The sequence below is a fragment of the Amycolatopsis sp. lyj-108 genome (assembly GCF_046549005.1).
Classification (GTDB): Bacteria; Actinomycetota; Actinomycetes; order Mycobacteriales; family Pseudonocardiaceae; genus Amycolatopsis.
Map to the genome: position 1 here is coordinate 274,599 of NZ_JAJPWQ010000014.1, position 25,298 is coordinate 299,896.

The 25,298-nt window shown below is 69.2% G+C and carries 24 protein-coding genes; 13 read left to right on the top strand and 11 right to left on the bottom strand.

What is annotated here, in order from left to right; all coding sequences use genetic code 11:
- Window positions 1-21: 21 nt before the first annotated feature.
- Both ACLJO0_RS38420 and ACLJO0_RS38425 read left to right on the top strand, forming a co-directional pair.
- Window positions 22-1,599, top strand: coding sequence for an MDR family MFS transporter (locus ACLJO0_RS38420; protein WP_410584423.1), 1,578 nt, complete (start codon window positions 22-24; stop codon window positions 1,597-1,599).
- 7 nt (window positions 1,600-1,606) lie between these two features.
- Complete coding sequence (locus ACLJO0_RS38425) at window positions 1,607-2,080, top strand: universal stress protein (protein ID WP_410584425.1); 474 nt, start codon at window positions 1,607-1,609, stop codon at window positions 2,078-2,080.
- On the opposite strand, the gene ACLJO0_RS38430 is transcribed toward ACLJO0_RS38425, so the two are convergent.
- Complete coding sequence (locus ACLJO0_RS38430) at window positions 1,994-2,962, bottom strand: DMT family transporter (protein ID WP_410584427.1); 969 nt, start codon at window positions 2,960-2,962, stop codon at window positions 1,994-1,996. The genes ACLJO0_RS38425 and ACLJO0_RS38430 overlap by 87 nt on opposite strands.
- Window positions 2,963-3,034: 72 nt before the next feature.
- Between ACLJO0_RS38430 and ACLJO0_RS38435 the strand changes: the two genes are divergently transcribed.
- A complete protein-coding gene (locus ACLJO0_RS38435) occupies window positions 3,035-3,949 on the top strand; it encodes a LysR family transcriptional regulator (protein WP_125795192.1) in 915 nt (304 codons plus the stop codon).
- A gap of 65 nt (window positions 3,950-4,014) precedes the next feature.
- Here the strand turns inward: ACLJO0_RS38435 and ACLJO0_RS38440 are convergent, their stop codons facing one another.
- Complete coding sequence (locus ACLJO0_RS38440) at window positions 4,015-5,172, bottom strand: serine hydrolase domain-containing protein (protein ID WP_410584430.1); 1,158 nt, start codon at window positions 5,170-5,172, stop codon at window positions 4,015-4,017.
- A gap of 92 nt (window positions 5,173-5,264) precedes the next feature.
- Entirely contained in the window at window positions 5,265-5,624 is a 360-nt protein-coding gene (locus ACLJO0_RS38445; RefSeq protein ID WP_125795191.1) for a nitroreductase/quinone reductase family protein, read from the bottom strand.
- Between the two features lie 62 nt (window positions 5,625-5,686).
- On the opposite strand from ACLJO0_RS38445, the gene ACLJO0_RS38450 reads away from it, so the two are divergent.
- A complete protein-coding gene (locus ACLJO0_RS38450; RefSeq protein ID WP_410584432.1) occupies window positions 5,687-6,328 on the top strand; it encodes a TetR/AcrR family transcriptional regulator in 642 nt (213 codons plus the stop codon).
- A gap of 1 nt (window position 6,329) precedes the next feature.
- Here the strand turns inward: ACLJO0_RS38450 and ACLJO0_RS38455 are convergent, their stop codons facing one another.
- Window positions 6,330-6,965: a TetR/AcrR family transcriptional regulator gene (locus ACLJO0_RS38455; RefSeq protein WP_410584434.1), complete on the bottom strand. Its 636-nt coding sequence runs from the start codon at window positions 6,963-6,965 to the stop codon at window positions 6,330-6,332.
- A gap of 76 nt (window positions 6,966-7,041) precedes the next feature.
- Between ACLJO0_RS38455 and ACLJO0_RS38460 the strand changes: the two genes are divergently transcribed.
- Complete coding sequence (locus ACLJO0_RS38460) at window positions 7,042-7,998, top strand: zinc-dependent alcohol dehydrogenase family protein (protein ID WP_410584436.1); 957 nt, start codon at window positions 7,042-7,044, stop codon at window positions 7,996-7,998.
- Window positions 7,999-8,079: 81 nt separating this feature from the next.
- Entirely contained in the window at window positions 8,080-9,141 is a 1,062-nt protein-coding gene (locus tag ACLJO0_RS38465) for a hypothetical protein (protein WP_410584438.1), read from the top strand.
- A gap of 12 nt (window positions 9,142-9,153) precedes the next feature.
- Here the strand turns inward: ACLJO0_RS38465 and ACLJO0_RS38470 are convergent, their stop codons facing one another.
- Complete coding sequence (locus ACLJO0_RS38470; protein ID WP_410584440.1) at window positions 9,154-9,747, bottom strand: TetR/AcrR family transcriptional regulator; 594 nt, start codon at window positions 9,745-9,747, stop codon at window positions 9,154-9,156.
- Window positions 9,748-9,826: 79 nt separating this feature from the next.
- On the opposite strand from ACLJO0_RS38470, the gene ACLJO0_RS38475 reads away from it, so the two are divergent.
- On the top strand, window positions 9,827-10,651 hold the full coding sequence (locus tag ACLJO0_RS38475; RefSeq protein ID WP_410584442.1) for an arylamine N-acetyltransferase family protein: 825 nt from the start codon (window positions 9,827-9,829) through the stop codon (window positions 10,649-10,651).
- Window positions 10,652-10,794: 143 nt separating this feature from the next.
- Here the strand turns inward: ACLJO0_RS38475 and ACLJO0_RS38480 are convergent, their stop codons facing one another.
- The 5 genes from ACLJO0_RS38480 to ACLJO0_RS38500 are packed head-to-tail and all read right to left on the bottom strand — an operon-like array spanning window position 10,795 to window position 16,453.
- A complete protein-coding gene (locus ACLJO0_RS38480; RefSeq protein ID WP_410584444.1) occupies window positions 10,795-11,199 on the bottom strand; it encodes a hypothetical protein in 405 nt (134 codons plus the stop codon).
- Between the two features lie 20 nt (window positions 11,200-11,219).
- A complete protein-coding gene (locus ACLJO0_RS38485) occupies window positions 11,220-14,231 on the bottom strand; it encodes a WXG100 family type VII secretion target (RefSeq protein ID WP_410584446.1) in 3,012 nt (1,003 codons plus the stop codon).
- A complete protein-coding gene (locus tag ACLJO0_RS38490; protein WP_410584448.1) occupies window positions 14,231-14,542 on the bottom strand; it encodes a hypothetical protein in 312 nt (103 codons plus the stop codon). The genes ACLJO0_RS38485 and ACLJO0_RS38490 overlap by 1 nt, the downstream gene beginning before the upstream one ends.
- Window positions 14,543-14,547: 5 nt before the next feature.
- A complete protein-coding gene (locus ACLJO0_RS38495; protein WP_199746585.1) occupies window positions 14,548-14,811 on the bottom strand; it encodes an acyl carrier protein in 264 nt (87 codons plus the stop codon).
- Window positions 14,804-16,453, bottom strand: coding sequence for a fatty acyl-AMP ligase (locus tag ACLJO0_RS38500; RefSeq protein WP_410584450.1), 1,650 nt, complete (start codon window positions 16,451-16,453; stop codon window positions 14,804-14,806). The genes ACLJO0_RS38495 and ACLJO0_RS38500 overlap by 8 nt, the downstream gene beginning before the upstream one ends.
- 208 nt (window positions 16,454-16,661) lie before the next feature.
- Between ACLJO0_RS38500 and ACLJO0_RS38505 the strand changes: the two genes are divergently transcribed.
- Complete coding sequence (locus tag ACLJO0_RS38505; RefSeq protein ID WP_410584452.1) at window positions 16,662-17,786, top strand: S1 family peptidase; 1,125 nt, start codon at window positions 16,662-16,664, stop codon at window positions 17,784-17,786.
- A 51-nt stretch (window positions 17,787-17,837) separates the two neighbouring features.
- On the opposite strand, the gene ACLJO0_RS38510 is transcribed toward ACLJO0_RS38505, so the two are convergent.
- Window positions 17,838-18,671 carry a helix-turn-helix transcriptional regulator gene (locus tag ACLJO0_RS38510; RefSeq protein WP_410584454.1) on the bottom strand — a complete coding sequence of 278 codons (834 nt, stop codon included), beginning with the start codon at window positions 18,669-18,671 and terminating at the stop codon, window positions 17,838-17,840.
- A gap of 117 nt (window positions 18,672-18,788) precedes the next feature.
- Between ACLJO0_RS38510 and ACLJO0_RS38515 the strand changes: the two genes are divergently transcribed.
- The 5 genes from ACLJO0_RS38515 to ACLJO0_RS38535 all read left to right on the top strand — a co-directional run bounded on the left by ACLJO0_RS38515 (window position 18,789) and on the right by ACLJO0_RS38535 (window position 25,278).
- Window positions 18,789-19,841, top strand: a complete 1,053-nt coding sequence (locus tag ACLJO0_RS38515; protein WP_410584456.1) for an aldo/keto reductase — start codon at window positions 18,789-18,791, stop codon at window positions 19,839-19,841.
- 359 nt (window positions 19,842-20,200) lie between these two features.
- Complete coding sequence (locus ACLJO0_RS38520) at window positions 20,201-21,460, top strand: MFS transporter (RefSeq protein WP_410584458.1); 1,260 nt, start codon at window positions 20,201-20,203, stop codon at window positions 21,458-21,460.
- Window positions 21,457-22,773 (top strand): acetyl-CoA carboxylase biotin carboxylase subunit family protein, encoded by a 1,317-nt coding sequence (locus tag ACLJO0_RS38525; RefSeq protein ID WP_410584460.1) that lies wholly within the window; start codon window positions 21,457-21,459, stop codon window positions 22,771-22,773. Before ACLJO0_RS38520 ends, ACLJO0_RS38525 begins: the two co-directional genes overlap by 4 nt.
- A complete protein-coding gene (locus ACLJO0_RS38530) occupies window positions 22,770-24,029 on the top strand; it encodes an acyl-CoA dehydrogenase family protein (protein WP_125795177.1) in 1,260 nt (419 codons plus the stop codon). Before ACLJO0_RS38525 ends, ACLJO0_RS38530 begins: the two co-directional genes overlap by 4 nt.
- A complete protein-coding gene (locus ACLJO0_RS38535; protein WP_410584463.1) occupies window positions 24,022-25,278 on the top strand; it encodes an ATP-grasp domain-containing protein in 1,257 nt (418 codons plus the stop codon). The genes ACLJO0_RS38530 and ACLJO0_RS38535 overlap by 8 nt, the downstream gene beginning before the upstream one ends.
- Window positions 25,279-25,298 lie beyond the last annotated feature (20 nt).

The following is a 25,298-nucleotide window of genomic DNA, read 5'->3' on the forward strand; positions in this document are numbered from 1 at the left end:
ATTGTCGCTCGAAAGGACGCCATGAAGACCGAGGGAACGACGGCGGAGGCACCACCGGGGGCGATGGGACACCGGCAGGTGCTCGAGTCGCTGTCGGGTCTGCTGCTCGCGCTGCTCGTGGCGATGATCAGCTCGACGGTCGTGTCGACCGCCCTGCCGTTGATCATCGGCTCGCTGAACGGCACGCAGACGCAGTACACGTGGGTGGTCACGGCCACCCTGCTGGCTGCGACGGCCACCACCCCGATCTGGGGCAAGCTCGCCGACCTGTTCAACAAGAAGACGCTGGTGCAGGTCGCGATCGTGATCTTCGTGATCGGGTCGATGATCAGCGGATTCAGCCAGAACACGGGTCAGCTCATCGCCGCCCGCGCGTTACAGGGCATCGGCGTCGGCGGCCTGCAGGCACTGGTCCAGGTCGTGATCGCGGCGATCATCCCGCCGCGTGAACGCGGCCGCTACAACGGTTACCTCGGCGCGGTCATGGCGGTCGCCACCGTCGGCGGCCCGCTGCTCGGCGGGCTGATCGTGGACGTGTCGTGGCTGGGCTGGCGGTGGTGCTTCTTCGTCGGCGTGCCGATCGCGGTGGCGGCGTTCATCGTGCTGCAGCGGACTCTGAAGCTGGAGACCGTCCGCCGGGAGAACGTCCAGGTGGACTACCTCGGCGCGGGTCTCATCGCCGCGGGCGTGAGCGTGCTGCTGATCTGGGTCTCGTTCGTGGGGAACACCTTCGACTGGCTCTCGTGGCAGACGGCCCTCATGGTGGTGGGCGGCGTCGTGCTCCTGGTGCTCGCCGTGCTGGTGGAACGGAAGGTCCGCGAACCCGTCGTCCCACTGCACATCATCACCCAGCGCACCCCCGCGCTGGCGATCATCGCGAGCCTCGCCGTCGGGATGGCGATGTTCGGCGGCGCGGTGTTCCTCGGCCAGTACTTCCAGGTGGGCCGCGGCTACTCCCCCACCGAAGCCGGCCTGCTGACCATTCCGCTGATGGCGGGCGTGCTCGTCTCCTCGACCGTCTCCGGACGTTTGATCAGCCGCACCGGACGGATGAAGCCGTACATCGTGGCCGGCACGATCACCCTGGTGATCGGCTTCCTCGGCCTGGGCACGGTCGACCACGCCTCGCCGCTGTGGCTGGTCGGCATCGCGATGGCGGTGGTCGGCGTCGGTGTCGGCATGACGATGCAGAACCTCGTGCTCGCCGTGCAGAACACCGTGCCGCTGCGGGATCTGGGCGCGGCCAGTGCCTCGGTCACGTTCTTCCGGTCGCTCGGCGGCACCATCGGCGTCTCGGTGCTGGGCGCGGTGCTCGCGAACCGGGTCACCGCCGACCTGTCGGCCGCCTTGCACGTCCCGGAAGGCCAGGCGTCGACGGGAAGCGTCAGCGCGCTGAACCTCAAGGCGCTGCCGCCGGAGGTCCAGACGATCGTGCACACCGTGTACGGCGACGCGACCGCGCACATCTTCCTGATCTCCGCGGCGGTGGGCGTCGTGGGTGTGATCGCGGCGCTGCTGCTCAAGCCGCTCACCCTGCGCACCACCCTCGACGTGGAGCCGAAGACGGAAACCCCGGCGTCCGACCGGGTCAGCAGGTAGGCGCGCGATGAACGGGAACGCCGCCAGGGCCTTCGAGTCCACTGTGGAGCGTTTCGGCCCGCCCCGGCACCACGCGGGGCGGGCCATCCTGGCCGGGGTCGACGGCTCCGACACGGCGATGCGGGCGGCGGCGTTCGCGTTCGGCATGGCACGGCGCGAGAGCGGCAGGCTGATCGTCGCCTTCGTCTGCCGCCCGTCGCTCGGTCCCGCGGTCGCGGCGACAGTCGAACACGACACGGCAGTGCAGCTCTACGCCGAACTTCGCGAGCAGATCCGCGCGGCGGCCGAGGAACTCGAAGTGCCAGTCAGTTTCTTGAAGACCTTCGGCGACCCGTACACCGCGCTTCGCGACACCGCCGACCGCGGGCAGGTCGACACCGTGGTGGTCGGCGCGTCACAGAAGGCGGGACACCGGTTCGCGGGCTCCGTCGCGACCAAGCTCATCAGGCCCGGGCACTGGCCGGTGCTGGTGGTTCCCTGACGACCGGCCGCCCAGGAGCGACACGACACCCACCGCGACGACGACGAGCGCGCAGCCCGCCAGTTGCGACGGTGTCGGCCACTGGCCGAGCAGGGCGGCCCCGAACAGGATCGCGGCGGCGGGTTGCAGCATCAGCACGGCGGACCCGCCGCTCGCGGGCAGGGCGGACAGCGCCTTTCCGATCAGGAGCCAGCCGAGCACCTGGCCGGTCACGGCCAGCACGAACAACCACAGCAACGCCGAAGCCGGCGGCGTGACGTCGAGATTTCCGGCGAACAGGCCCGAAAGCCCACCCACGCTCGCGGAAGCCGCGGTCGCGGTGGCGAGCATCGTCGTGCGGCCGCCGCCTTCGGTTCCGGCGCGGCGCAACAGGATCAGGTAACCGGCGTAGGCCACGCCCGCCAGTACGGCCATGACCGTGCCGTACCAGGGATCGCTGCCCGCGGCACCGCCGTCGGCCAGTCCCCCGGCCAGCGCCGTCCCCGCCAGCATCACCGGGATCGACAGCCAGAACGACCGCGACGGCCGCTCGCCGAACCACAGCAGCCCGGCCAGCGGGACCAAGACCACCTGGACGTTGACCAGCGCCGTGGCGACCCCCGCGCCGACGGCGAGGATCGCCTCGCTCCACAGCACCATGTCGATCCCGAGCAGGACACCGGCCAGTACGTGGCGCCGCCGCGCGGCAGGCGAGGGACGGTGTCCTCGCTCCCGGGATCGGGCCAGCAGCACGAGGATCGGCAACGCGAACAGGCAGCGGAAGAACGTCGCCGTCGTCGAACTGACGCCGGACAGCGCGACGAGCGGGGCGGACAGGGCGATCGCGAGGGCTCCGAGTACTCCTTGTACGCGCGGATCGGCGAGAATTCCGGTGTGTCGCATGACTTCGATTCGATCGCACGGCAGCGGACAGGACCAGCGAGATCCTCTTACCGCCGGGGTTAAGCTCGGCTAATGAGTGGTGATCTGTCCAATGTGGAACGGCTGCGGATGCTGCACGCGGTGTGGCGGCGGGGATCGCTCGCCGCCGCGGCCGAACTGCTGCACGTGACGCCGTCGGCGATCTCCCAGCAGCTGATGAAACTGGAACGGGAGGCGGGCACCGCGCTCCTCGTCCGGCACGGCCGCGGTGTCCGGCTCACCCCGGCGGGACTGCTGCTCGCGCAGCGCTCGGACCGGGTCCTCGCCGAGCTCCGCGCCGCCCGCGCCGATCTGGACTCCCTCACCGGGGCGACGACCGGTGTCGTCGAGATCGGCGCCATCCCGTCCGGGGTGCACACGTTCATCGCGCCCGCGCTCACCGGCCTCGCCGTGCGCCACCCCGGCATCGAGGCGCGGCTGCACGAGGTCGAGCCGGAAGTGGCGCTTCCCGCCCTCGCCGACGGCGTCTTCGACGTCGTGGTCGTCGAGAGCTGGGAGAACCTGCCGCTCACCCGGCCACCGAACACCCGCTGGACCGTCCTGCGCGACGACTCGGCGATGATCGTGCTCCCCGCCGGACACCACCTGGCGGACGCGGACTCGGTGCGCGCCGAAGACCTCGCGGACGAGATCTGGGTCGCCTGGGCCCGCCCCACCCTGGCGAACGCCTGGATCCGCCACACCCTGCGCGAACGCGGCATCGAACCGGTGGTGCGGCATACGGTCAGCGGATTCGGCACCCAGTTCGCCGTCGTCGCCGGGCTCGGCGCCGTCACACTGGTGCCGAGTATGGCCACCACGATCGCGCCGCCGACCGTGGTGTGCGCGCCGCTCGAACCCGTCCTGCACCGGCAGCTCTACGCCGTGCAGCCCCAGGGGGAAACCCGGCCCGCGGTCGCCGAATGCGTCAGGGCCATGGTGGAGGCAGCCCGTACTTGGGGCTCGTGAGTGGTAGCGGTCCGTGGGTATGTCGTGAACGCCGGGCCATCGGGAGCGCTGAAGGAGCCGCCCGATCAGCCGCGGCCGCAGAGCGCGTGGTCGATCATCGGGTTCAGCAGATCGCCCGCCAGTGGTTCGACGCCGGGGTGGTATGGCGTGAGCGTGTTCAGCGAGACCATCACACTGCGCTTGCCGTCCTCGGTCACGCCGTTGCCGGTCAGGAAGCCGGGCAGCGCGCCACCGTGGCCCCAGTAGTCGCCACAGGAGGCGGTCGACTTCACCAAGCCGAGCCCGTACGCGCCGAGCCCGGGCGCGGGCACGGTCTTCTTCATCTCGGCCAGCATCGCCGGCGAGAGCACCTTGCCGCCCAGCAACGCCCGCAAGAACTTGTTGCCGTCCTCGGTGGTGCTGTTGATCGACCCGTCCGCTCCCCCGCCCATCGACGGATTCATCAGCGTCACGTCCACCCGTCGCCCGAGCACCGGCGGATTCGAGCCCTCGACGACGAAGCGGTCGTACCCTCGCGCATGCGGGCCCGGGATGAACGGCGACGTGTACGGCAGGGAGGTCTCACGCAGACCCAGTGGGCGGACGATCCGGTCGGCGATCTCCTGCTGCCAGTCCCGGCCGGTCACCTTCTCGGTCACCATCCCGGCGAGCACGTAGTTGGTGTTCGAGTAACCCCAGCTCTTCCCGGGCTCGAACGCCGGCGGCTTACCGACCGCCAGTTTCACCGCCTCGGCCGCGCTGAGCCTGTCGAACCGGTGGCGCAGAAAGCCTTTCTCGGTGAAGAGATCCAGTTCCGCCATGTAGTCGTGCAGGCCGCTGGTGTGCTGCAGCAGCTGCCGGACGGTGATGGCACCACCGTTGTTGCCGTTCCCGCTCACCACGCCGGGCAGCCACTTCTCCACGGTGTCTTCCAGGGAAAGCCTGCCCTCGCCGACGAGCTGGAGCATCGTCGCGGACAAGAAGGTCTTGCTGAAGCTGGCGATCCGGAAGTGCCCGTTCCACGGCACCGGGGTCTTGGTCCGCAGGTCACCGTGGCCGCTGCGCACCTTGACACTGCCCTTCGCCGTGCTCAGCTCGACCAAGACACCCGGCGAACCGTTCTCCACAAGTGTGTCGGCGTCGCGCTGCAGTGGGCCTTTCGAGTGCGGCGTCGCGGACGCGACGGCCGGGGAAACGAGCGTAGCCGCGCAGACTGCGGCAATGACCACTGAAATCCGTTTCATACCGGTAAAACTACGAAGGATCACCGTGGCGGGCATCAGCTTCGAGGACGACGTCGCCTACCTCCACGGTACTAGGCCACGGCAGGGTCGTCTCAGGGTTTCAGGTCCATCCGCAGGAATTCGGTGACGCGGAGCAGTTTCGGCGGGCGGCTCACACCGCCGGGGAACTCGTCCTCGCCGACGAGCCGCGGGCCGACGAGCTCCACTTCCCGTCCGTCGATCCGGAGCCGCGCCTCGCGCGCCGCCATGATGTTCCGCACCCAGTCCGCGTCCGGGCCGTACACCGGGACGAACAGGTAGCCGCCGTCGACGGGATGCGCGTCGAGCGGCGTGCGGTGGGTCTTCCCCGAGGCGCGGCCGACGTGGATCAGCACCGGGTACTTCCCGCCGGCGATCGCGCGGGGGTTGAACACCCGTTTGTTGACGTGGCCCCACCATCTCGGCATCGGCATCGGGCTCTCCTCTCGATGGCCTTACACTCGTAAGGCTGGCTTACACCTGTAAGGTTGTCAAGGTGCCGCCTCGCCGATCACTCACCAAAGAACGCGTACTGCGAGCCGCCATCGAGGTCGCCGATCGCGGCGGCGTCGAGGCGATGACGATGCGGCGAGTGGCGCAGCACCTGGGCGTCGAGGCCATGTCGCTGTACCACCACGTGCCGAACAAGGACGCGATCCTCGACGGCGTCGTCGACGCGGTGTTCGCGGCGATCGAGCTGCCCGGCCCCGAAGACGGCGATTGGCGCGACGCGATCCGCGCCCGCGCTTCGTCCGCGCGCGCGGTCCTGTCGCGGCACAGCTGGGCACTCGGCCTCATGGACTCCCGTCGCAATCCCGGGCCGGCGACGCTGCGCCACCACGACGCGGTCCTGGGTGTCCTCAGACGGGCGGGATTCACGCTCCCGATGGCAGTGCACGCCGTCTCGCTCATCGACAGCTACATCAGCGGATATGTGTTGCAGGAGTCGAGTCTCCCAGCGAGCGACGACCTCGCGAAGGTGGCGGACGACATCCTGGAGAACCTGCCAAGAGACGAGTTCCCTTATCTGGCCGAGGTGATCTCCGGCCACGCGATGCGGCCCGGCTACGACCACACGAGCGAATTCGCCTTCGGGCTGGAGCTCATCCTGGACGGACTCGAAGCCCGCCGGAAATGATTCAAAGGGTCTTTCCCGGCATCACGAGGGCCAGCCGCGCGACCGGCGGCAGCGGCACCTGTTCCGGCACGGCCTGGAAAGACTGGATCACCAACGCGGCGAACCGCCGGGACGCGGCGACCTGCGCGGCGGGCGAAGCGGCCTGGATCCCGTTGTTGGCCATGAGCATGAGGATCAGATCGTCGAGCACGAAGTCGGAACGGAGTCTCCCGGTGTCCTTGGCCCGGCCGGCCAACTCGGCGATCGCCTTGAGCGCGTAGTCGCGGTCCGCGGTGAAATCCACCGCCTTGGGAAAGGCCGACACGAAAGCCGCGGTGAAACCTCTGTCACGCGAGTGCAGCTCACAGATCTTCTCGATCACGGAACACAAGCCGCGCCAAGGATCCGGATCGGCGAGGCCCTCGTCGACGACGACGTGGCACATCCTCATCTGGTCGGCGAAGGCCTCCGTCGCCAGGATCTCCTTGGTCGGGAAGTGGCGGTACAGCGTGGCGGGACCGACTTCGGCGCGGCGCACGACCTCCCGCATCGGCACGTTCAACCCTTCGGCGGCGAACAACGCGCGAGCCGCTTCGAGGATGCGTTCGCGGTTGTCCAAGGCATCTGAGCGCGGGATCCGAGACAAACGACTGGTCACCACTCTCACTTTAGCCAAAACGGACGGGGGCGTCCGTTAGCGTCGGCCGCCGGTGATCAACGACCAGGAGACGAAGATGCGCGCAGTCGAGATCCGGAAGTTCGGTGCCCCCGAGGGCCTTGCCGTGATCGAGCTACCCTCCCCCGTTCCCGCCGCGGGAGAAGTGCTGATCAGCGTGGAAGCGATCGGCGTCGGCGGCGTCGACACCGTGATCCGGAGCGGGGCCCTCGCCGGTTTCGGCTTCCGGGAAGGACATGTTCCCGGCAACGAGGTGGCGGGCACCGTCAGCGCGGTCGGTGCCGGGGTCGATCCGGCCTGGACCGGGCGGCGCGTCTGGGCGTTCACCGGTGAGGGCGGCGGCTACGTCGAGCGAACGGCCCTCCCGGTCGAGAAGGTCTTGCCCCTCCCCGGCGACCTGTCCGCCACGGACGCGGTGGCGCTCGGGACCTCCGGCATGGTGGCCCATTTCGGTCTCGCCCACGCCCATTTCGCCCCCGGCGAGTCCGTGCTGGTGCGCGGGGCGGCGGGCAGCATCGGGATCATGACGGTGCAACTCGCGGCGGCCGGTGGCGCGAGCGCGGTCGCGGTCACGACGTCCTCGGCCGAACGCGGCGACCGCCTGCGCGAACTGGGCGCGACCCACGTGCTCGACCGTTCCGGTGACGGGGACGGCCCCGCGGGTTACGACGTCATCATCGACATCGTGTCCGGTGTGGACATGCCTTCCTTCTTCGACAGGCTGAATCCGAACGGCCGGATGGTGCTCGTCGGCGTGGTGGCGGGCATGCCACCGGCGGACTTCGGCACGAAGCTGATGGCGACGTTCCGGAAGTCCCTCTCCTTCGCGGCCTTCAGCGCGGATTCGATCCCGGAGGCGGATCGGCGCGTGGTAGAGGCGGAGCAGTTCGCCACGGCGGCCCGTGGTGAGCTGCGCCCGGTGGTGCACGAGGTGCTTCCGCTGGAGAAAGCCGTGCTGGCGCACCGGAAGATGGACGACGGCGAAGTGTTCGGCAGGATCGTGCTGACGCCGTAATCCTGTCCTTTGTGGAGGGCACGTCACCCGGTCAGTGCACTTTTCCCCATTGCGTGCGCGCTCGCACTAGGCTGCCCACTCGTGCCCGATCCGACGACCGAGGGAGCCTGCTTCACGGCTGTCGGCCTGCGGCCGCTCTCCGATGGCGAGGGCACCGGCGCGTACTGCGTGAACGACGCCGGGACGATCGTGGGCGAGTCGGGGTCGCGGCCGGTGCGCTGGGATCGCGACGGAAGTCCGACCCTCTTGCCGATCCTCGACGGTTGTTCCGGCGGCCGGGCGGTCAGTGTCAACGCCGCGGGTGTCATCGCGGGCTCGCTCTCCATCGGCGAACACCTCCGGCCCGTGTGCTGGCTGCCCGACGGCCGGGTGCACGCGCTCGAACTCGCCGCCGGAATGGTGTCCGGTACGGCGTGCCGGGTGAACGAACGCGGCTCGATACTGGGGAACGCGATGTGGCCGGGCTACCGCTGGCGAGCGCTGCGCTGGGAGCCCGGTGGCGAAGCCGTCGAACTCGGCACCCTGCCTGGCGGCGGCGACACCCAGGGCCACGATCTGAACGGGCTGGACGAGGTCGTCGGATCGGCCAAGAACGGCACGGGGCTCCGGACAGCGGTGCGCTGGACGCCCTCGGGGAAGATCAGCAAACTGCCTCCGCCCCGCCGTGCGACGGCCTGCGGTATCACCGACGCCGGCGCCATCCTCGGCGACGGGGTCGTCTGGAACCGGGACGGAGGCACCGTCCTGCTGACCGGGGAACCGGAGTTCCGCGCGGGACAGGTCGTCCGGATCACCGGACACGGTGTCGCGATCGGCTGGGGTGTGACGCCGGACCGGCACGGCACCTGCGCGCGCTGGGATCGCGACGGACGGCCCACCGTGCTCCGGCCCCTGCCGCCGGACCTCGCCAGCACGTGTTTCGACATCGACGACGTCGGGACGGTCGTCGGCGAATCCGGGAGCGAGGGAACGGTGCGCCCGGTTCGCTGGGACGCCGACGCGACCCCGTGCCCGCTCCCGTCGCCTCGCGGCATCACGGCGATCGTGGCCCAGCACATCAACGCGAACGGCACCGTCATCATCGGCTACGGCTTCGCCGCGGACACCTCCACCTATCGCGGGATCGCCTGGTACCGCACGTGATTCGACGGTGCGTCAAGCGGTCGCGAGATCGATCGCACGCCGCATCGCCTCGTCGAGCGGCGTCCCGAGGCGAAGGGCCGTTCGCCCGGCGGCGAAAACCGCGCCGGTGACCGCGCCGACGATCGCCGCGGCGTCGATCTCGTCGAGTTCGCCCTCGCAGGCTTGGCACAGCGCGGCCGAAAGCCGCTGCTGAGCGTCGAACGCGCGCCGCAGCATCGTCGCGCGCAACGACGGCACCGACGTGATCAGGTCCAGCCGGATCCGCTCCGGATCGGCTGCCGGATCTCGCGGCCCGGCCCCCGCCTCGGCGAGCATCCTGAGCATCGCGCGCCGCAGAAGCCGAGGCGCCGCCTCACCCGCCTCGCGCGTCGCGAGTACGTCCAGCCCCGCTCGCAGGATGTGCTCACCGTCGTCGGTGAGGACCAGATCTTCCTTCGTCGCGAAGTGATTGAAGAACGTCGCGGTCGACACCTCGGCGGCCGCGGCGATCTCGGCCGTGGTCGTCCGGTCGTATCCCTGCTGCTCGAAGAGCCGGTACGCCGTCTCGATCAACGCCTTCCGGGTGCGCCACTTCTTCCGTTCCCGCAAGCCCACCGGTTCACTCATGACGACAGCTTACTGGACCCGGACCAAACTTAGATCTACTCTAATTTTAGAGTTACTCTTACTACTGGAGGAAAGATCCATGACCATCGACGCGTTCCTGGACCGGTTGGAGTACCGCGACCCCGTCCGGCCGGATCCCGCCACGCTGCGGAAGCTGCACCGGGCGTGGCGGCTGCGGGTCCCGTACGAGAACTTCGACGTCCAGCTGGGCAGGCCGATCTCGCTCACCCCGGAGGCGCTGATCGACAAGTTCGCGCGCCGCGGCCGCGGCGGGCTCTGCTACGAAATGAACGGCGCGCTCGCACTTCTGCTGCGGGCCGCCGGGTTCACCGTGACCATCGTGGAAGGCGCCATCCTGCGCGCGACCCGTGGCGAGGGGCAATGGGGCAACCACATCGCCCTGCTGATCGACGTCGACGGCGAATCCTGGCTCGCCGACACCGGGATCGGGGACGCGTTCCTCGAGCCGCTGCCGTTACGGGAAGGCACGCACTGGCAAGGAGAACTGGCGTTCCGGATGGAACGCCTCGACGCCGGAACCTGGCGGATGCACCACCATCCGGGCGGCACGATCGACTCGTCCGACTTCCGCACCACACCCCGCGACATCGCCGAGTTCGCCGAACGGGCACGAAACACCTCGCCGGACTCCGCGCTCGCCAGGGTGCTCGTGGCGCAACATCATCGCGACGGCCGCGAACTGGCCCTTCGCGCCCGCACGGTCAAGCGCGGCGACGCCGACCGCCGCACCCTGTCCACTCTCGACGAATTCGCCGAGACACTGCGGGAATTCCGTATCCCGCTGGAGGACTTCAGCGCGGACGAGCTGGCGGCGCTGTGGGCCAAGACCGAAGAGCAGCACGAGGTCTGGCTGGCCATCCAGGCGAACGCCGCGCGAGCCTGACCCGGCGCGCCACTCACGAACCCGCGCCTGACCGGGGCTAAGGCTCCCTTCGCCGCGTCAGATGCGGCGAAGGGAGCCTTCAGCCCGATCGCCGACCCGCCCGCGAACACGACAGCCTCGATGACCGCCTTGACCGCACGATCTCAGTCGCGCCAACGGTTGTTGAGGAAGGCGTCGTCCTCGTCGTCCGCCGGTGCCGGGCGTGCGCGGGGAGCGCGCCGGGGGGTGTCCCGCCCGGCGGGGGCGGCGGGTGGCGCCTCCGAAGCGAATGGAGCCGCCATGTCCACCGGGTCGTCTCCGAACGCCGACGCGGTGCCCGGCTCCGCGTGCGACCGGTCGGTGCTCCAGCCGGACTTCGTCTTGCGCTGCCCCAATTCCCGCCGGTGCTCGACGTAGCGCTGGGCGGTTTGGACCTGTTTGGTCATGAACTCCTGCGCGCCGGCCTTGATCTCGCCGGCGCGCTGATCCCGCAGCGCCCGGCGCTCCGCCTGCTCGCGAACGAGACCATCCAGGGTCGCCTTCATACCGGTGGTGTCATCGGCGCTCATCTGTTCTCCCCTGCCCCGGCTCACCGCTTACGGGTGACCGACTGATCCTCATCGTCCAGCAGCGAGCCGGTGATCCGGCCGGTGGGTTCGTTGATCTGGTCGAACACCTCGCCCTCGATCCGGTACGCGCGGTTGCTCCGTTCCTGGTCGCCGCCGCCCGCACCGCCCGCTCCACCGGCGCCCATGCCGCCCATCGGCGGCATCGCGCCACCGCCGAACGACTGACCGGCGGATCCGCCCATCGGGGCCGACGGCGCACCCGAAGCCACGGGTTGCGGCTGATGGGTCGGCGCACCACCGCCGGTGTGCACGCCCTCGGACAACGACTGGCCCGTCGCGGGGCTCGCGGTTTCGAAAGGCATTGAAGGCACCGCAGGCGACGAGGCGCCTCCGCCGAAACCACCGCCCCCACCACCGCCGGAACCGCTGCCACCGCTGACGTCACCGGCGGCGATGCCGTCAGGCACCGTTCCGCCGCCACCCTGGTGCGGGGTGAACGCCGGACGGGGCTCGGGCTGCGTCGTGCCGGTGACGGGAGTGAGCGGCTGCGCGGCCTTGTCCGCGAGGGATTTCTCCTCGCCGAGCGTGTACGTGGTCGGCTTGCCGGTGCCGTCGTCAACGGTGACGACCGTCGGCCCGGACGGTCCGTCGGGACGTTCGGCGGTGATCTTCACATCGCCGTCCTGGATGTGGATCTTGCCGTCCGGACCCGGGCGGTGGACGTCGTCCTTGTCCGGCTTGCCGTCGTCCGACCCTGGAGTGGAGCCCAGCTTGGACTCGTCGCCGTCGCCGGTCCAGTCGAGCTTGAAGTCCTTGGCGGGCCCGGAACCGTCGCCGACCTTGATCTCCATCTCGCCGTCTTTGTCCGGCTCGGTCATCTCGAAGGTCGTGTCGCCCTGCTTGACCTTGAGGGTCTCGCGTTCGCCGTCTTCGGCCTTGTCGCCGTCCTCGCCGGGTTTGTCGCCGGTCAGCTTGTCGCCGTCTTTACCGGGCAGCTCATCGTCGAGCTTGTCCAACGCGTCGGAGGCCTTCTTCTTCGCCTCTTCCGCGGCCTTCTCGTCGGCAGCCTTGGAATCGGTGTCCTTCGAGTCGGTATCACCGAGGCCGCCAGGGGCATCGCCCATCTTGTTCAGCGCGTCGGACGCCTGCTTCTTCGCGTCCTCAGTGGCCTTCTCGGCCGCGGCCTTGGCTTCGGCGGCGGCGTCCGTGTTGCCCCCGCCGCCACCCGGGCCACCGCCGGTGCCGCCACCGGGACCGGAGCCGCCGGAACCGCCGAGGTCGGCACCGGTAGGACCGTCACCCAGCTTGCCCAGCGCTTCGGAAGCCTGCTTTTTCGCGTTTTCGGCAGCCGCGGCGGCCTGCTTCTTCGCCTCTTCGGCCGCGGCCTTCTGCTCGTCGCCGTTCGACGACGGAGCCGAGCCCGAGGGCGACGTCTGATCCTTGTTCGCCTCCGGCCCACCGCCGAGACCGCCACCGGGGCCACCGCCGGAGCCGCCCGGCGACCCGCCCGTGCCGCCCTCCGGAATGTTCACCTCGGGGACCGGCGGAGGCTTGACCTGACCGCCCTGACCGGAACCGCCCGGCCCCGACCCACTCGGGCCCGAGCCGCCACCCGGACCGCTGCCCGAGCCGCCTTCCGTGCCACCGCCAGGGCCGCCACCCGGTCCACCGCCGGTGAAGTCCGGGCCGTTGCCCGGACCGCCGCCGGGTCCACCACCGGTGCCCGGGCCGCCGCCGGTACCGCCGCCAGGGCCGCCTCCCGGACCGCCCTGTCCACCGGTGAAGTCCGGGGCGCCGCCACCGGGACCGCCGCCCGTGCCGCCAGGTCCGCCACCAGTGCCACCGGCACCGCCCGCACCGCCCGTGTCACCGGCGCCTTCGAACTCGTTCTTGACCTTGCCCATGACCTTGTCGAGCTCGTCGTAGGCCTGGTTGACGAAATCCTTGGTTTCCTTGCAGGACTTGGCGAATCCCTCGTAGATGATGGTCCACATCTCGGGGATGAACTGCCGCTGGATCCACTGCTTGGCGAGGTTCTGGCCCGCCTTCTTGAACTCGTCGTCGTCGCAGCAGCCGTCGTTGTTCAACTGCTGGACCAGGTTGGAGCCGAAGTTGACGTCCATCCAGCCCGCGATCGCGCCGAGGTCCTCTTTGCCGCTCTTCTCACCGGCGGCGATGGCGATGACCTTCTGCGCCATCGCGAAGTCCGCTTTGCCGACGATCTCCTTGTAGAGGTCGATGACCGTGTCGGCCTTGCCCTTGCACAGTTTGAACACCGCGGCGGTGGTGTGCAGTGTCGCTTCGCTCGCGTTGTTCAGTGTCTGGGAGAGCTTCTTGGCCTTGGGGAGGATCTTCTCGTTGTAGTTCTCCGACGAGGCGTCCGCGGCGTTTCCGGTCCAGGTCCCGTAAAGGGTGTTCAACTGGGAGCCGGTGTCGTCGATGGCCTTGTCGATGGTCTTCGAACCGGTCTTGAAGTGGGCGGCGTCGTCGACGAAGTTCTTGAAGCTGATGCCACGCTGCTCGTCGAACGGCTTCTTGATGTCCTTCTCGAAGTCGAGCGCGCGAGTGGTGCCACGGCAGTCTTCCGGGAGCTTCGCCAGCAGCGAGCCGAAGGTTTCGAAGACCTTGAGCGCGGGCGCGGCGGCGTCGAAGATCTCGTCCGACGTCTTGGTCCCGGCGCCCTCCGCGGTGGGTTCCTTGGTGTCGTCGAGCTTCTTGTTGCCGTCGTCGACGGCCTTCTTCTCCGCGTTCCGGTTGAAGCTGGCCTGGTCGCCCGCGCCTTTCGCGTCCTTGAAGACCTTGTCGACGTCGTCGTCATACGGCAGGAGCGGGTGAGCGTTGTAGGACGCCGCGTACTTCTCGGCTTCCTTGCGCTTCTGCTTGATCTCCTCCGGCTCCTGATCCGCCGTCCACGGCGGGGGCGCCGGATGCGTCCGCATCCACGAGCCGATGAGCTGGGTCTTCTTCTCGGCGGGAACGGCCGGGTCGTCGAGGACGGCTTTGACGTCGGTCCAGGTGGTTTCGGTGGCCACTAGCGCATCCCCGTCTCGGTGATCTTGTTCTTCTGCTCGTCCTCATTGGTGCCGTAGGAGGTGCCGGCGGTGCCGAGGTTCGTGCCGAACGAGCCGAGCGTGGTGCTGTACCCCTGGACCGACGCCCACAACGCCGCCACCCCATCGGTGTACTTCTTCGCGTGGTCGCCGTGAGCCTGGCCGAAGCCCGCCGCGTTCACCGGCGTGCTCGACAGATCCGGATTGTCCTCGAGCAACTGCTCGGTCAGCTTTCCGATGTTCTTCGACGCCGATGAAAGCGCATCGGTCGCCGCGGTGAAGCCCCCGCTCATTCTTTTCAGCGCCTTTCGTCGGATCCGCCGGCATTGCCGCCGAGTGCCTCTGCGAGGACTTCGGCCACCGACCCGATGTCGGTGAACCGGTCCAGCTGGTCCAGATCAATTCTCACGTCGTGGTAGATCTCCAGCGCCGACAGGAGTCTTATCCGTCCCTTGGAGTCGATACCCAGCTCTTCGAGTGGTGCGTCGAACTCGATTTCGGCGGGATCAAGCCGAAAAGTCTCGCTGACGACCTTCACGACCTCCGCGCGGTGATCACCCACGGCGCCGACTATAACGCGCCCTCGCCGCCGCACGCGCGACCTTGCCACTGGAAGTGCGCGGAAGGTCACCGGAGGGAACCAGACGTACGGATCGCAACGTCAGATCATGTTCCCGTGACACCGCGCGCAATACCACTCTGGTGACTTCTTTGACATCGGCCGCGGCGTTCTTTGCCCATTCGGCTACCAACATCGCCCCTTCGCCCATTTCGTCCGAGATTCCGAAGGCGGCGACACGATCGCGGCGGATCGCCGGATGCGCTTCCCCCGCCACCGCTTCGATGTCCTGCGGATGGAAATTGCGGCCGTCGATGACGATGAGGTCCTTGAGCCTGCCGGTGATGTAAAGGTCTCCGCGGTGGAACACGCCGAGGTCACCGGTGCGCAGCCAGCCGCCGAGGCCGTCGAGTTCGCCCGCGAACGCGGCCGCGTCGCCGCGGCCCCAGTATCCCGCGGCGACGTTCGGCCCGTGGATCCAGATCTCCCCGGCGAGGCCGTCGGGCCGCGCCACCCCATCGCGGACGATCCGGACCCGCTGTCCGAGCGGACGGCCGACCGAGACGAGTTCCTGGCCGTCGGGCACCTCGATCGCCCGGCCCTGCGCGAGGGCCTCCCTGTCGAACACCGCACCACGGGGTCCTTCGGCGTCCGCGCTCGCGACGTACACAGTGGCCTCGGCCAGGCCATAGGACGGACGATGTGCTTCCGGCCGGAATCCGCGTGGGCCGAAGGCCTCCAGGAAACGCGCGACCGTACGCGGCCGGACCGGCTCGGCGCCGTTGAGCGCGACCCGGACGTCGGAGAGGTCGAGCTCGTCCCCTGCCTCGCCGGCGGCTTCGACGGCCAGGTCGAAGGCGAAGTTCGGCGCGGCGGTGAACACGGCCGGGTGATCGGCGAGCTGACGGAGCCATCTCACGGGCCGGTGCACGAACTCGGCCGGCGACATGAACACCGATCGCGCTCCCGCGTGGACCGGCAGGCAGAGCAACTGGATCAGGCCCATGTCGTGGAAGAACGGGATCCAGCCGGCGCAGGTCGTACCCTCGTCGACGGCGTAGGCGCGGCTCGCCTGCCAGCACGCCGCGGCGACCGCCCGGTGCGGGATGACGGCACCGGCGGGCTCCCGGGTCGACCCGGACGTGTACTGCAGGTAGGCGGGGCTTTCGGGGGTGACGGTAAGCGGATCGATGCCCGGTCCGGAGACCTCGTCGACCACGATCAGCTGTTCAGGTGTTCCGACCTCGCGCACCTTCACGGCGGCGGCAGCGGAGGTCAGCCACACCCTCGCGTCGCAGTCCGCCAGCACACCGGTGAGCCTGCCTCGCTGTGCGGGGCTGCCCGGAGCCATCAGCGGTACGGCCACCAGGCCGGCGGCGAGCGCCCCGAAGAACGCCAAGGGGTAATTCAGGTCCTGGCCGGTGAGCACGGCGGCGCGATCACCCGGCCGCGTGACCCGCCGCAGTGCCCCGGCGACCACCCGCACCCGGGAGACGAACTCCGTCCAGGTGACCGTGTGGTCCAGACCGGCGCCGTGGTCCTGATGCGTGAACAGCGGGCGCGGGTCGGCTTCGCGAGCGAAAAGCCGCTCGACGATCGAGGTGCGCAGCACCTGTTCCGGCACTTCCTCCGGCGATGCGGTCATATCCGGCAACGTACTGGAACCGCTGGGAGGACGCTCGGACGGCCCGCGTGACCAACCGTCCTAAGTAGACGCTCCTCGGCGCGATCCGCCGGCATTCGCTCTTGTGAATTCCGGACAGAAGACCGGACATTTCTCGCCCTTTCGCCGGCCTCGGCCGCACACTCGGCGGGCAGTGTGTTTCTTTCCCCCGGCCTTGGAGGACTAGACCATGCGTCGAAGAATCGCCCTGGCAGTCGGCGGCGCCGCCGTCCTGACCGCGAGTCTCACTTCCGCCGCCCTCGCCCCGATCGCGCAGGCTTCCCCCGGACTGATCGCCGCCATGCAGCGGGACCTGGGGCTCACCGCCGCGCAGGCCTCGACCCGGCTCACCCAGGAAATGACCGCCTCCCGGGTGCTGCCCGGCGCCCAGCGGGCCGCCGGTGCGGCGTTCGGCGGCGCGTGGTTCGATCCGGCGCGCGGCGAACTCGTCGTCGGGGTGACCGATCCCGCGGCGGCCGCCGCCGTCCGGCAGGCCGGTGCCGAACCTGCCGCGGTCGCGATCAGCGCGGCCCGGCTCGACGCGGCGAAGGCCGAGATCGACTCCTCGACCAAGACCCGGCCCGCCCCCGCCGCCGTCAGCGGCTGGCGTGCCGACCCCCGCAGCGGCAGTGTCGTGGTCGCCGTCCGCCCGGGCGCACACGGCTCCGACGTCGATGATTTCCTCGCCAGGGCAAGGAAATCCGGTCCGGTCACGGTGGTCACCGCGCCCAAGGCCGAACCGTTCGCGGCGGGCACCGTCGGCGGTGACCCGTACTACATCAACGGGAACACCCGCTGCTCGATCGGCTTCTCCGTCCACGGCGGATTCGTCAGCGCCGGCCACTGCGGCGGCAACGGCAGCTCGGTCGTCGGGTGGGACGGCTCCGCCATGGGCAGCTTCGCCGGTTCTTCCTTCCCCGGCAACGACTACGCGTTCGTCCGGATCGGCAACGGCTGGTGGACCGCACCGGTCGTGCTCGGCTGGGGCACGGTGAGCGACGCGCTCGTCCGCGGATCGTGGGTCGCGCCGGTCGGCACCTCGGTGTGCCGGTCCGGTTCGACCACGCACTGGCACTGCGGCACCGTGCTGGGGCACAACGAGACGGTGAACTACTCGCAGGGCGCTGTGCACCAGATGACCCGCACCAACGTCTGCGCCGAACCCGGCGACTCCGGCGGCTCCTTCATCACCGGCGACCAGGCGCAGGGCGTCACCTCCGGCGGCTGGGGCAACTGCGGTTCCGGCGGCGAAACCTGGTTCCAGCCGGTGAACGAGATCCTGCAGACCTACGGCCTGTCGCTCGTCACCGCCTGACGTCTCACCGCCCGTGGCCTTTCACCGTTTCGACGGTGAAAGGCCACGCTCTTACCTGCCTGTGGTGAACAACCGGTCCAGCGCCGAGCGGCTCTCTTCGGCCAGCGCGCGGTAGATCACCAGCCGCTGATCCGAATCCTGCAGTGGCGTGAGCACTTCGTAGTGCAGTTCGAGCACCCCGGCCTCGGGATGCCGCATCACCTTGCGCCCGCGGCCGTTGACCTTCACGTCGCGTTCGGCCCACAACCGCGCGATTTCCTCGTCGGCGGTGAATTCGGCGATGAGCCCGGTCAAGGCCTGATCGTCCGGATGCGCGGCCCACGCGGCGCGCAGATGGGCGATCCCCTCCCGGACGACACGTTCACGGTCCGCGTAGAACTCGCGGATCTCGGGATGTTTGAGGCACAGCCACATCGAATTGCGCTGCGAGGGCGGCAAGGTGTCGAAATCCACCAGCAGCCTCGCCATTTCGTCGTTCCAGGCCAGGATGTCGTAGCGGTGGTTCATCAGCATGGCGGGCAGCGGTGACAGGTCGGCGACCAGCCGGGCCAGCGGTGGCGCCGCGGTGGTCGCGAGTTCGTCGGCGTTGCGGGGACGCTGCCTTGCCAAGTCGAAGAGGTAGGCGCGTTCGTCGGGGGCAAGGCGCAGTGCCCTGGCCAAGGCCTCCACCACGTCCGCCGAGGGCCGCAGCCCGCGGGCCTGTTCCAGCCGCACGATGTAGTCGATGCTGACCCCGGCCAGTTCGGCGACCTCCTCCCGGCGCAGCCCCGGGGTCCGCCGGGACCGGCGCGACGGCAGGCCGAAAGCGTCCGGGTCCAGGCGTTCACGCCGGGTCCGCAGGAACGCGGCCAGCTCCTGTGTCGTGTCCACGGTGGAGGTCGTCATGCCGGGTCCAACAGCGAGGGTGGGACCGCTGTTCCCAGGAAGTCCTCTCCCTTAACCCCTGCTCGCGGCGGTCGCAGACTCGTCTTCGACCACGGATCACGAGTACAGGAGAACACGATGTCACTCACGCTCGACACCTACCGGCTGCTGGGCCGGTCCGGGCTGCGGGTCTCCCCGCTGGCGCTGGGCGCGGCGACCTTCGGCACCGAATGGGGCTGGGGCGCCGGGCGGGACGAGGCGCGCAAGCTGTTCGATCACTACGTCGAACGCGGCGGCAACTTCATCGACACCGCCAACACCTACACGGACGGCAGCTCCGAGCGGCTGCTGGGCGAATTCGCCCGCGACAACCGCGAAAGCCTCGTACTGGCGACGAAGTACACGACACTGCGCCGCCCCGGCGACCCGAATTCCGGCGGCGGCCAGCGCAAGAGCCTGTTCGCGTCGGTGGAAGCGAGCCTGCGGCAGCTGAACACGGACTACATCGATCTGCTTTACCTGCACCTGTGGGATTTCACGACACCGGTCGAGGAGATCCTGCGCGGGATGGACGACCTGGTCCGCCAGGGCAAGGTCCTGTACGTGGCGATCTCCAACGCGCCGGCCTGGGAGGTGTCGCGGATGCAGGCGATCTCCGACCTGCGCGGCTGGTCGCCGCTGGTCGCGCTGCAGATCGAGTACAACCTGATCGAGCGCACCGGGGAACGCGACCTCATCCCCATGGCACGCGAGATGGGGCTGGGGGTGGTCCCCTGGTCGCCGCTGGCGGGCGGGGTGCTCACCGGGAAGTACGACCGCGACGACCTGGCCCCGGCCGAGGACGGCACCCGCAAGAACTTCAACCTCGCCCTGGGCACCCTCACCGAACGCAACCTCGCGATCGTGGACGTCGTGAAGGAGGTCGCCGCGGAACTCGGCCGCACCCCCGCCCAGATCGGGCTGGCGTGGACCCTGCGGAACCCGGGCGTGACGGCACCGATCATCGGCGCCCGCACCCCCGCCCAGCTGAAGGACAACCTCGGCGCGCTGGACGTCGAGTTCACGACCTCGCAACTGGCCCGCCTCGACGCGGCGAGCGCGATCGCACTCGGCTTCCCGCACGACATGCTCGCCCGTGACACGACCCTCGCGCTGACGCGCGGCGACATGACGATCGAACCGCGCCGCTGACGTCAGGGGTCTCGGCGCCGCATCGGCGGGTAGTGAGGGCCTCCTTCCCTACCTTCAGGGTAGGCAAGGAGGCCCTCACGGACCGGTGCGCTTCCCAAGTACATGAAGGGGGCCTTCATGTACTTGGGGAAGCGCGTCAGATTCCCGAACCGACGGGAACAGTTCCCCTACCTGCCGGGAAAGATCCGAAATTAGCCTTCGGTCACCGGTCGGCCACGTCGGCACCACCTCCCCATGGACTGGACCCGCGCCGGTAAATCTCGTGAACCACCGCGGGTATCCGAATCTGGAGGATGTGTGACTGAGCGAGAAGTCGACGTATCGGCGATCGGCGGCCGGGCGAAGCCGGGCGGGTCCGCATGACCGGCGCCACGAGGACCGGCGTCTTCGCGGTACTGCGGTCGACCCCGGCCCCCGTCAGGTATCTGCTCGGCGGCGTGCTGGTCAACCAGCTGGGCGCGTTCGTCCAGACGTTCCTGATCCTGTACCTGACGTTCCGGGGCACCTCGGTCGGTTTCGCCGGGGTCTGCCTCGCCGCGTACAGCGTGGGGGCGATCTTCGGCGCCATGCTCGGCGGCGAGCTGACCCACCGGTTCGGTGGCCGCGCGACGATCGTGACGGCGATGACGTGCGCGGCGCCGCTCGTCGCGTCGATCCCGCTGGTCCGGGGCACGCCTTGGGCACTGGTCACGGCGGTCGCGCTGTCCGGGCTGGCGATCCAGGCGTACCGGCCGGCGGCCGCGGTGCTGCTCGCGGAGTACATGCCGGAAGAGCACAAGGTCATGGGCTTTTCGATGATGCGCATCGCGCTGAACATCGGCGCGGCCGTGGCGCCGCTGATCGCCGCCGTGGTCATCCAGGTGAACTGGGATCTGCTGTTCTGGCTGGACGGGATGACGGCGGCGCTGTGGGCGTTGCTGGCGTTCGTGTTGCTGCCGAAGGGAAGCAACACCCCACACGAGTCCAAAGCCGACGCTCCTCCCGCGCTGAGCGCCCGCGCGGTGTACGGGACGATGATCCGGGACACCCGGTTCCTGTGTTATCTGGTGGCGGGCCTGTTCGGCATGATGATCTACGCCGGCTGGGTCGCGGTGCTGCCGTTGAACATCGTCGACGCCGGTTATCCGGTGGGGCTGTACAGCACGGTGCTGGTGATCTCCTCGGTCGTGCTGATCACCTGTGAACTGAAGATCACCACCTACATCGTCCGGATCCCGAAGAATCTCGCCGGTCTGTTCGGCAACCTGGTGAGCGCGCTGGGATTCGCGCTCTACGGGCTGATCGCGCAGCATCAGTTCTTCGTGATCGCCGGCGCCTTGCTGGCGGTGTCCGGGTTGATGATCCACGGACCGAGCACGGCCTCCCATCCGGCGACTTTCCCGGTGGAGCTGAGAAGCCGCTACATCGCGACGAAGGAGACGCTGTCCGGGGTGGCCGCGACGATCGGGCCGGTACTGGGGCTGTTCCTCTGGAGCGAATTCGGCGGTCCGGGGTTCTGGGGCTTCTGCGCGGTGCTGTCCGTCATCGCCGGATCGATGCACATCTACGGCCTCAAACAACCACCCGTGGTGGAAAAGGTGGCCGAACCCGAGCCGGAAGTCGTGGGAGAGCGACCATGAACGAAGCCAACGGTGTCCTGCTGATCATCGGCAGCGGCCTGAAGTTGTACCGCGAGTACCTGGTCTCGTCCATCCATCGGTGCGCCCGCGAGGCCGGACTCGGCCTGGTGCTGCTGAACAATCTCAAACCCACCTGGCAGCACGCGTATTTCGACGAGATCGTCCACACGGACGTGTTCGACGCGGACGAGATGCTCGCCGCCGCCCGTGAGGTCGCCGGACGGCACCGGATCGCCGGTCTGATGTGCTGGGACGAGCCGGTCGTGCTCGCCGCGGGTGAGCTCGCCGCCGAACTCGGGGTCCCCGGGTTGAGCGTCGACGGCGTCCGCGGTTGCCGCGACAAGAACCGCACCCGCACCGTGCTGACCGCGGAAGGGTTGCCGCAGCCGGGATACGCCTTGACCACCGGTCTCGACGAGGCCCGCGCCGAGGCCGCCCGGATCGGGTATCCGGTGGTACTCAAGCCGAGGGCGATGGGCGCGAGCATCGGCGTGGTGTACGCCGCCGACGAGTCCGAAGTGGACGCCGCGTTCGGGGTCGCCATGGGCGCCGCGACCGTCGACCAGAGCCGCTACGGCGGCGGCGCGATCGTGGAAGGTTACGTCTCCGGGCCCGAGATCAGCATCGACGCCGCCGTGTACAAGGGCGAATACCTGCCGATGTTCGTGGCCCGCAAGGAAACCGGTGACCAGCCGTACTTCGAGGAGGTCGGGCACGTCGTCGACGCCGGCGATCCGCTGCTGCACGACACCGAACTGATGGACGTCCTGGCGCGGGCGCATCGCGCGCTCGGTGTGGAGGACGGCATCACCCATTCCGAGGTCCGGCTGACCGACCGCGGCCCGCTGATCATCGAGATCAACGGGCGTCTCGGCGGTGACCTGATCCCGTTCCTCGGCCGGACCGCCACCGGTCTCGACCCCGGCGAGATCCTGTTCGCCGTGGCGACCGGGCGGCGGCCGGTCATCGCCCCGACCCGGCACGCGGTCGCCGGGATCCGGTTCGGCTACCCGGATCACGACTGCCTGGTCCACGAAGTCACGGTCCCCGCCGAAGCGCCGGGCCTGGTCGTCGCGTCACCGATGGTCGATCCCGGGGCGACCCTGCGGCTGCCACCCGGCGGCTACATCGCCCGGCATTCGTTCGTGGTGTGCGAAGCCGATGACCGGGAGACCTGCGCCCGGCGACTGGACGCGGCGGCCGCACTCGTGCGGGTCGACGCCGATCCGGTGGACCCACCAGAACCCGGTACCGCCTTCGAGATGCCCGCCGGGCTGCTCGACGTCGACGAACACGAGGGAGTTTCCGCATGACCATGACCGAACCCGTCCGCACCGACAGGCCGCTGACCGGCGCGCAGATCCTCGCGAACGCGAAGGCGCTCGCACCGATCCTGCGCGAGCGGGCGGCGGAGATCGAAAAGAACCGGAGCCTGCCCGCGGACGTGGTCGAGTTGCTGCGCGACGCCGGTGTCTTCCGGATCGGTTTCAGCCGGGACTGGGGCGGCCCCGAGATGACCTCGATGGAGCAGACCGAGGTGATCGAAGCGCTTTCGTACGGTGACGCGTCCGTCGGCTGGTGCGCCAAACTCGGCTCGGACATCGGGTTGCACGCCAACTTCCTCGACCAGGACGAAGCCCGCCGGATGTTCACCAGCATCGACATGCACTCCGCCGGTGTGCTCCCCGTGACGGGGCACGCGGAACGTGTTCCCGGCGGCTACCGGCTCACCGGCCGCTGGAGTTTCGGCAGCGGCTCGACCCACGCCGACTGGGTGGCGTCCGGGGCCATGGTGTTCGAGAACGGTGAGCCCTATGCCAGCCCGGACGGCAGCAACCCGCACGAGTCGCGGCTGTTCATGGTGCCCGGCCACGAGATCGAATCCGTCGACAACTGGTACACCCTCGGCCTGTGCGGTTCCGGCAGCAGCGACTACACGATCACGGACGTGTTCGTCCCGGAGAACCACACCCTGACGTTCGACAACCCGCAGGTGCCCAACGGGCCGCTGGTGCAGCCGGACGTGATCCAGCGCAGCATGTGCGGCGTCCCGCTCGGCGTGGCGAGGGCCGCGCTGGACTACGTCCGCGGCCTCACCATGGAACGGGTCGACATGCTGAAGGGCTCGCCGTGGCGGATGAGCGGCGTGGCCTGGAAGGACAACGAGCGCATCCAGATCACCCTTGCCGAATGCGAGGCCGACTACAGCACGACGCGGGCCGGTGTCTACCAGGCGCTGCAGCGCCAATGGGAGGTCACGGCCGACGGCACCGGCACGCTGGACGATCTCACGCCCGACGAGCGCGTCGCTCCGGCGCTGACCGGCTGGCAGGCCTTCCAGATGTCGAAGCGGGTCGTGCAGCGGCTCTGCGATCTGCTCGGCACCGCGGCCATCCGGTCGGGCGACCCGATGAACCGGTGGCTGCGCGACTCGATGACCATGGCCATGCACCCCACCGCGCGGGACCGCGTCACCCAGACGGTCGGCGCGCATCTGGTCGGTGCCAAGCCGTCCATGCGGTTCATGCTCGGCATCGTCGACAAGCCCAAGACCGAGTCCGATGCGTGAGCAGCGGCCCATCCTGATCGTCGGGTTCGTGACGCCGGTGCTGATGGCACTGACCGGCACCGAACCCGGCGGTTCGGTCGTCCTCGTCGAGGAGCCGGACGTCATCCGCAAACGGGATCTGCGCACGAGGCTGGCCGGCTCTCCCCTGGTCGGTGAACTGATCGCCTGGGAGCACGCCCGGCCCGGCTCCGCCGACGAGTTCTACGTCGCCCATCCGGACCTGGACCCGGCCGCGGTGATCCCGCTGATCGAGTACGCCACCCCGTTCGCCGCCCGGCTCGCCGAACGCTACGGCCTGCCGGGCGCGACCCTGGGGGCCGCGCAGATCCTGCGGGACAAGGCGATGCTGCGGAAGGTCAGCGCGGCCGCCGGGCTGGCCAATCCGGAGAGCGCCACCGTGACCTCTCCGGAGGACGTGCTGGCGTTCCTGCGCGCCCATCCCGGCCCGGTGGTGCTCAAACCGGCGAACCGGCAGGCCGCGGTCGGCACGCAGATCATCCGTGACCCCGGCGAGGTCGGCCAGGCATGGGCGAGCTGCGTCGAACAGGACGAGGGCATCTTCGTCCCCGACCGGCCGATGGAACTGTCCATGCTGGTCGAGCGGTACGTGCCAGGACCCGAGTACAGCGTCGAGATGCTCGTCCGCGACGGGCGGCAGCTGTTCGCCAACGTCACCGGCAAACAGCTCTATCCCGGCCCGCGGCCGGTGGAGCTGGCCCATATCGTGCCCGCCGACATTCCCGGCGACCTCACCGAGGAGCTCGCGGCACTGACCTGTCAGGTCGTCGAGGCGGTCGGATTCGCCGACGGCATCCTGCACTGCGAGTGGATCGTCTCCGACGGACGGCCGTACCTGGTGGAATGCGCCGGCCGGATCGCCGGTGACGGGATCATGGAGGTCATCGACCGCGCCTACTCGATGGAACTGTTGCGTTCCTACGTGGCGATGATGCGCGGTGAGATGCTGCCCGAGTTGCCGCGCCGCGCCAAGGGCGGCGCCGCCGTCCGGTTCGTCCCGATGGAGCCGGGCGTGATCGAGGCCGTCCTCGGGCTCGAGCAGGCCCGGCAGGTGGAAGGCGTGTTCCTGGTGGACATCCAGGTCAAGCCGGGCCACCGGTTCACCGGACTGCGCAGCTCGTGGGACCGGACGGGTTTGGTGATGGCCGTCGCGGACAGCCCCGCCGAAGCGTTGCAGCGCGCGGAAAAGGCCGCGGGCCTGATCCGGATCGAGGTCACCGGGGAGCCTTGAGACAAGTACATGAAGGCCTC

Bases quoted from the DNA above. Each gene is read 5' to 3' on its own strand.
- ACLJO0_RS38420 (WP_410584423.1), top strand. From the start codon at position 22: ATGAAGACCGAGGGAACGACGGCGGAGGCACCACCGGGGGCGATGGGA.
- ACLJO0_RS38425 (WP_410584425.1), top strand. From the start codon at position 1,607: ATGAACGGGAACGCCGCCAGGGCCTTCGAGTCCACTGTGGAGCGTTTC.
- ACLJO0_RS38430 (WP_410584427.1), bottom strand. From the start codon at position 2,962: ATGCGACACACCGGAATTCTCGCCGATCCGCGCGTACAAGGAGTACTC.
- ACLJO0_RS38435 (WP_125795192.1), top strand. From the start codon at position 3,035: ATGAGTGGTGATCTGTCCAATGTGGAACGGCTGCGGATGCTGCACGCG.
- ACLJO0_RS38440 (WP_410584430.1), bottom strand. From the start codon at position 5,172: ATGAAACGGATTTCAGTGGTCATTGCCGCAGTCTGCGCGGCTACGCTC.
- ACLJO0_RS38445 (WP_125795191.1), bottom strand. From the start codon at position 5,624: ATGCCGATGCCGAGATGGTGGGGCCACGTCAACAAACGGGTGTTCAAC.
- ACLJO0_RS38460 (WP_410584436.1), top strand. From the start codon at position 7,042: ATGCGCGCAGTCGAGATCCGGAAGTTCGGTGCCCCCGAGGGCCTTGCC.
- ACLJO0_RS38470 (WP_410584440.1), bottom strand. From the start codon at position 9,747: ATGAGTGAACCGGTGGGCTTGCGGGAACGGAAGAAGTGGCGCACCCGG.
- ACLJO0_RS38475 (WP_410584442.1), top strand. From the start codon at position 9,827: ATGACCATCGACGCGTTCCTGGACCGGTTGGAGTACCGCGACCCCGTC.
- ACLJO0_RS38480 (WP_410584444.1), bottom strand. From the start codon at position 11,199: ATGAGCGCCGATGACACCACCGGTATGAAGGCGACCCTGGATGGTCTC.
- ACLJO0_RS38490 (WP_410584448.1), bottom strand. From the start codon at position 14,542: ATGAGCGGGGGCTTCACCGCGGCGACCGATGCGCTTTCATCGGCGTCG.
- ACLJO0_RS38500 (WP_410584450.1), bottom strand. From the start codon at position 16,453: ATGACCGCATCGCCGGAGGAAGTGCCGGAACAGGTGCTGCGCACCTCG.
- ACLJO0_RS38505 (WP_410584452.1), top strand. From the start codon at position 16,662: ATGCGTCGAAGAATCGCCCTGGCAGTCGGCGGCGCCGCCGTCCTGACC.
- ACLJO0_RS38510 (WP_410584454.1), bottom strand. From the start codon at position 18,671: ATGACGACCTCCACCGTGGACACGACACAGGAGCTGGCCGCGTTCCTG.
- ACLJO0_RS38515 (WP_410584456.1), top strand. From the start codon at position 18,789: ATGTCACTCACGCTCGACACCTACCGGCTGCTGGGCCGGTCCGGGCTG.
- ACLJO0_RS38520 (WP_410584458.1), top strand. From the start codon at position 20,201: ATGACCGGCGCCACGAGGACCGGCGTCTTCGCGGTACTGCGGTCGACC.
- ACLJO0_RS38525 (WP_410584460.1), top strand. From the start codon at position 21,457: ATGAACGAAGCCAACGGTGTCCTGCTGATCATCGGCAGCGGCCTGAAG.
- ACLJO0_RS38530 (WP_125795177.1), top strand. From the start codon at position 22,770: ATGACCATGACCGAACCCGTCCGCACCGACAGGCCGCTGACCGGCGCG.
- ACLJO0_RS38535 (WP_410584463.1), top strand. From the start codon at position 24,022: ATGCGTGAGCAGCGGCCCATCCTGATCGTCGGGTTCGTGACGCCGGTG.